Genomic DNA, 5,152 nt, shown 5'->3' with positions numbered 1-5,152 from the left:
CAGTTCACGGCCAGTCCCCAAGGCCTTTTCGATTTGGCTGGAAACGTGGCCGAATGGTGCCAGGATTATTATTCTATTTACAGTTATAAATCGGATCAGGTCACCGTCAATCCAACCGGACCCGCCGAAGGCCGGCATCGTATCGTCCGCGGATCGAGCTTCAAACACGCCGGCATCAGTGAACTGCGGTCAGCCTACCGCGATTACAGCGACGACAAACGCGACGACCTGGGTTTTCGCGTGTGCCGCTACGCAAAATAGGATACCCGGGACCGAAAAGTGTGATTCGACGGACCGGGTTGGTGGGAGATGGACGTTTCACCGCACATATCTGGAATGCTGGGCAACGGGAATGTCGGCCGATTATGTCGTTTCCGGTTCATAATTGCAGGCACGCTCGCCTTGTCGGCATGCATCGCAGCCCCATTTCCCGGCAGGGCCTTCGCTTCGATCGCCCCTCCTGGACCCACCGGTATCACTAACGCCGAGCCCTACGGGGCGACCGTTTTCCTGGTTCAGCGAGACAAAGCCGTTGCTTCAGCCAACGCAGCGGATCAGGACACCGACCCGGACGGTCAGAATTCGTCCGTACCCGATTCGAAAACAACACCGACAGAATCGGAGTCGGACAAACTGGAAACCTTCACACCATCGGAAACAATCGATGCCGACCAGGGAGTTGACTTCCCATACGACATATAGGTTGGACGTAAATCATTATCGAGGAATGGTGATGCGAAGAAAGAACCGGTTATCCAACGAATTTGTCTACCAGATATTCTCCCTGGTACTGATCGTGATCGTTGTCCACGCAGCCTACGTCGGCGTTATCCGTCCTGCGGCGGACGTGATTCTTGCCCAGCAGGCCCTGCGCGTTGAAACGGACTCGACATACGTTGTCGAACGTACCCTGTTCGTATTAATCCGCGACTATGAGCAGGAGGCCTGCTTCATCCTCATGTTTTGGGCCCTGGCCATTATGGCTTTCAAGGCCCTGGCAACCATCCGCGACCGCACCCTGCTTGATCGGGACCTTATTCCCCTGGCCGAGGGCGTGCGGATTCTCCCCGAAGACACCCGGGAAGTCTCGCGACGCATTGAAGCGCTGCCGTCGCATCAACGCAGTGCCCTTCTGCCCCGCGCACTCCTGGCCGGCCTGCAGCGATTTACCGCCACGAGCAACATCCAAGATGTCGCCGATGCCACACTTGCTTACTGCACAGCGGAAAGCGAACGCCTCGAATCCGAGCTGTCCATGATACGCTACATTGCCTGGGCCATTCCGTCCATCGGCTTCATCGGTACGGTTCGAGGGATCGGAGACGCCCTGGGTCAGGCCCATCAGGCCATCGAAGGCAATATATTCGGTGTCACCCGCAGCCTGGGCGTGGCGTTCAATTCGACCCTGATCGCCCTTTTAATCAGCATTGTTCTGATGTTCATGCTCCATCAGCTGCAGCTGCTTCAGGAGCGATATGTCCTTGAAGCCGAGGCCTATTGCGAGGAAAACCTGACCCGCCACCTTCATTCGGGAGCCTGATCAATGGCACCGCTGAGCATAGAACTGAGTGATGTCGGTATCATCGCCGCCGGCGGAGTACCCGCTGAGATACTGCCCGTGGACAGCCGCAGCACGGCGAGTCCGGGGTTTGTGCTGCAGGACGGCCACCGGCTGATGGTGGGTCGCACCGCCGCCGAACAGGCTCGCCTGTTCCCGCAGCAGACCATCAGCCGATTCTGGGATCGGCTGAACACGGAGCCGATCCGGCAGGCCGGATTTACGGCCGCCAGCCACGCCGAGCTTGCGTATGCGCACTTGAAACAAATCTGGCCGGCCATCGAAGCGGTGGGGGATGAAGTCGTTATCTGCGTACCCGGGCATTACAGCCGCAACAGCCTGGGACTGCTGCTGGGAATCGCCCGTGAATTGAACATCGATGTACGGGGTTTCGCGCCCATCGCCCTGACAGCGGTCAACCCAACCGTAGACGGGGAGAGCATTCACATCGATTTTCACCTCCATCGCTGCGAAGCCACCTATCTTAGACACAACGGAGAGATGATCCAAATGGACACCGCTTCCGTGCCGGATGCCGGGCTGGAAAGTCTATACCGCATCTGGGCCAAGACCGCCGCCCGTGAATTCATGCAGGTCACGCGGTTTGATCTGTTTCATTCCGCAGCTTCGGAGCAGGAAGTCTACCGGTACCTGCCGGCCCTGCTGGAAAAGCTCACGGATCATCAGACGGTGCGGTTCGAAATGAACACCGGCGAGCACAATTACCACATGCCGTTGCAGCGCCAGGTAATGATCGACCACGCTCGGCCGGTGTATGCCCAAATTGTGGACCTGGTTGCAACCCTGCTTGAAAGAAATGAACTCGCCGGCCGGCCATTGGCTTTCCAACTCTCCCATCGGGCCTGCGGACTGCCGGGACTGGAAGATCTGCTGGCAGCATTCACCCCTTCTAACACCGAGGAACTCCCTTTCGGCGCCGCTGCTCTGGGCGCCGCCGGCTGCTGGCCGGCACTGACAGGCCAGAACGCTGATCGATTGCCAGCCCGCCATACCCGGCGCCCCCTGGTCCAACACCATGCCGGCGAAGGACCGCACACAGCCGACGGCGGAACACAGCCGACGCACCTGCTGTTCCTGAACACGGCTTATCCCATCGGCGTCGACCCGCTGGTGATCGGCAGTTCGCCCGGGACGGACGCTGGGGTCATTCGGCTGGCCGGCGGGACCATCTCCGCAAAACACTGTTCGGTCCACCGTGAGGGGGAAGAAGTTATCCTTGACAACCACAGTGAGCACGGAACCCACGTAGACGGGGTGCGCGTGGAGGGACGAACGGTGCTAACGATCGGTCAGACCATCGCCGTCGGGGGACCGGATAAAACGTTTCGGCTGATCCGATGCCTGCCAGCCGATATGATTGGCATTCAGGGCTGAGCATCCTACCGCAGAACCCGGTTAACGGCCCGCTGAAATCGGTGCAGATTCCACTGGTAAATCGCTATGCGGCGTAAACGCTTGAACGTTTTCAGTCTCTCTTTCATCGATTGCATCTGCTGCGGCCTGGGTGCCATCATCCTGTTGTTCGTGGTCGTCAACGCCAAAAGTGCCGCCCGCAAAGATGCCATCACCTCCGACCTGCGCGCCGAAGTAAACCGGCTCGAGACCTCGCTTACCCAAGACCAGGCCGATCTGGCCGACGCCCGCAACGCCCTGGCCGAGGCCGAAACCCAGATTACGCTGACGCAAGGCCTGTCGCGGCAAATCCTCGAGACGATCAAGGCCAAGAAGATCGAACTGGCGGATGAAGACAAGGACACCCTCGCCGTCCGGGAGCATGCCAACAAACTCAAATCCGATTTAAAAGCAATTGAGGAGGAGATGAACCGCCTCAAGGCTGGGGCCAAAAAACGGGACGCCTTGGGCAGCCGCCTGCGGGGATTTCCGGGCCAGGGCGATCGCCACTACCTCACCGACTTGAAAATGGGCGGCCAGCGGATTCTGATCCTCGCCGACGCCTCGGCCAGCATGCTGGCCGAATCGATCGTCGACATCATCCGGCGGCGCAACCTGTCGGATCGGGACAAGCTCAAATCCGCCAAATGGCGCCAGGCAGTTGCCACGGTGGACTGGCTGACCGCGCGATTGCCGCCGGCCAGCCGCTTCCAGGTTTATATTTTCAACGAAACCGCCCGGCCGCTGATCGAGGAAAGCCGCGATTTATGGCTCGATGCCGGGGATGCAGAATCGCTGAACCGGGCTGTGGCGCAAATGCGGCAGATCGTTCCAGGCAAGGGCACCAGCCTGCTGAACGCGTTTCGCGCTGCGGGCAACCTGAAGCCGCCACCCGACAACATCTTTTTGCTTACGGACGGGTTGCCGACCATGGGTGCCAAGAAGCCGTGGACCCAAAGGGTCTCAAGCAAAAAACGGCGCTCGCTGTTCAACGATGCCGTCGCGCGGCTGCCGGCAGGGGTGCCGGTCAATATCGTTTTGTTCCCCATGGAAGGTGATCCGCTGGCGGCCGATGCCTTCTGGCGGCTGGCAAAAAAATCCAACGGTTCTTTTTTCAGCCCATCCAAAGACTGGCCCTGAATAGATGCCATGAATACCGGGAAAAGAAATATCGATATATTCAGCCTCTCCTTTCTGGACTGCATCTGTTGCGGATTCGGCGCCATTATCCTGCTGTTCGTGCTATCCAAGTTCGCCGAACCGGTGGTCATCGAGGAGTTGACCAAGGACCTCACGGCCCGGGTTCTCCAACTGGAGGAAGCCTTGACCATCATGCAGGGTGAAGCCCGTATTCTCAACCGCGACTTGACCGCCCGGGTCGAGCAGTTGTCCGAGGAGAAAGCGCGTCTGGCGAGACTGCAGGGCGACCTGTCTGATTTGCAGGGTCAATATGCGGGGACCAAGGCCGACGCCCGCGTGCAAAACATCATCGAAGGCCAGCTGGCGCATGCACGGCAGGAACTGACCGACGAAATGCGGCGTCTGCTGAAGCGGGCCCCGCCTCCCAGGGACGAGAGCTCTGTGGGCGGTATCCCTGTGGACAGCGAGTACATCATTTTTATCATCGACACGTCCGGGAGCATGCAGCGCTACGCCTGGGCAATGGTCATGCAGAAAATTCGCGAAACCCTTCAGGTGTATCCCAAAGTCAAGGGAATCCAGATCATGAATGACATGGGCAGCTACCTGTTTTCCCAGTATCAGGGCCGGTGGATACCCGACTCACCGGCGCGCCGCAGGGCGATCATTTTCAGCCTGAGCACCTGGCGCGCCTTCAGCAACAGCAGCCCGGTGGAGGGGATCACCACGGCGATCAATACCTTTTACGCCGCCGACAAGAAAATCAGCCTGTATGTTTTCGGGGATGAATTCAGCGGAAACCGCATCCAGCCGGTGGTGGACGCCATCGACCGCATCAATCACGCCGACAGGAACGGCGGCCGGCGGGTCAGGATCCACGCCGTGGGATTTCCGGTGATCATGGCCAAGACCGACCAGCCGGGCAACACCGGCCAGCGCTTCGCTACCCTGATGCGCATCCTGTGCCAGCGCAATGGTGGGACGTTCGTGGGTCTGAACAGCACGCGCCCCTGAGGCTTAACGACCTTTCCAGCAGGAACA

6 protein-coding genes are annotated in these 5,152 nt (G+C 59.3%); all 6 read left to right on the top strand.

The window, feature by feature from the left end; all coding sequences use genetic code 11:
- Positions 1–261 (top strand): formylglycine-generating enzyme family protein (locus QNK41_RS15935; protein WP_319258663.1); only part of this gene is annotated, 261 nt, incomplete at its 5' end.
- Between the two features lie 141 nt (positions 262–402).
- The gene (locus tag QNK41_RS15930; protein WP_319258661.1) at positions 403–702 is read left to right on the top strand and encodes a hypothetical protein; all 300 of its coding nucleotides are present in this window, start codon (positions 403–405) and stop codon (positions 700–702) included.
- A gap of 31 nt (positions 703–733) precedes the next feature.
- Entirely contained in the window at positions 734–1,540 is an 807-nt protein-coding gene (locus tag QNK41_RS15925) for a MotA/TolQ/ExbB proton channel family protein (RefSeq protein WP_319258659.1), read from the top strand.
- A gap of 3 nt (positions 1,541–1,543) precedes the next feature.
- Positions 1,544–2,953, top strand: a complete 1,410-nt coding sequence (locus QNK41_RS15920) for an FHA domain-containing protein (protein WP_319258657.1) — start codon at positions 1,544–1,546, stop codon at positions 2,951–2,953.
- 81 nt (positions 2,954–3,034) lie between these two features.
- Positions 3,035–4,111, top strand: a complete 1,077-nt coding sequence (locus QNK41_RS15915; protein WP_319258655.1) for a hypothetical protein — start codon at positions 3,035–3,037, stop codon at positions 4,109–4,111.
- A gap of 9 nt (positions 4,112–4,120) precedes the next feature.
- Positions 4,121–5,125: a hypothetical protein gene (locus QNK41_RS15910; protein WP_319258653.1), complete on the top strand. Its 1,005-nt coding sequence runs from the start codon at positions 4,121–4,123 to the stop codon at positions 5,123–5,125.
- The last annotated feature ends 27 nt before the right edge of the window (positions 5,126–5,152 follow it).

This window comes from Desulfosarcina sp. (assembly GCF_033791525.1).
Classification (GTDB): domain Bacteria; phylum Desulfobacterota; class Desulfobacteria; order Desulfobacterales; family Desulfosarcinaceae; genus Desulfosarcina.
The sequence above is the reverse complement of the archived record's forward strand: the minus strand, read 5'-3'. Positions and strand labels throughout refer to the sequence as shown.

Bases quoted from the DNA above. Each gene is read 5' to 3' on its own strand.
- QNK41_RS15925 (WP_319258659.1), top strand. From the start codon at position 734: ATGCGAAGAAAGAACCGGTTATCCAACGAATTTGTCTACCAGATATTC.
- QNK41_RS15910 (WP_319258653.1), top strand. From the start codon at position 4,121: ATGAATACCGGGAAAAGAAATATCGATATATTCAGCCTCTCCTTTCTG.
- QNK41_RS15920 (WP_319258657.1), top strand. From the start codon at position 1,544: ATGGCACCGCTGAGCATAGAACTGAGTGATGTCGGTATCATCGCCGCC.